We start from the raw sequence: 502 nt of genomic DNA, 5'->3' as shown, positions 1-502 counted from the left end.
CCAAGCAGATCCTCTTTTAGCGAAACGTGCAGCAATCCTTGCAAAAGCTGATTTGCAAACAGAAATTGTCGGAGAATTTCCTGAACTACAAGGGATAATGGGGCAAAAATATGCCCTTCTTCAAGGGGAAGATCCTCGCGTAGCTGAAGCCATTAAAGAGCATTATAAACCTCAAGGACCAACAGATCATCTTCCGCAAGAACCTCTTGCTATAACCGTTATGCTCGCCGACAAAATTGACATGCTGGTTGGCTTTTGGCTCATTAATGAAAAACCAACAGGCTCAAAAGATCCCTATGCGTTAAGACGAGCAGCCTTAGGAATTATTAGGCTTGTCCTTTCGCAGGATTGGAAAATCAACCTTATGCCACTGTTTCAGTTGGCAACCAATCTTTTCGTACAACAAAAAATCAATATGAGATCTCTCAAAGCGAAAAGCGACAATTGCAGAATCTGCTTCCAGAAAACACAGCGTATATTTTATCAGATCTGTTGTTCTTTT

Annotated in this window: 1 pseudogene; it reads left to right on the top strand. The window is 41.4% G+C overall.

Annotated features, from left to right (window positions below):
- A pseudogene (locus tag FNZ60_RS09540) lies at positions 1–502 on the top strand (glycine--tRNA ligase subunit beta); the annotation flags it as partial.

It is taken from the genome of Bartonella massiliensis (assembly GCF_902150025.1).
Classification (GTDB): Bacteria; Pseudomonadota; Alphaproteobacteria; order Rhizobiales; family Rhizobiaceae; genus Bartonella; species Bartonella massiliensis.
This window is presented reverse-complemented; position numbering and strand designations above follow the sequence as displayed.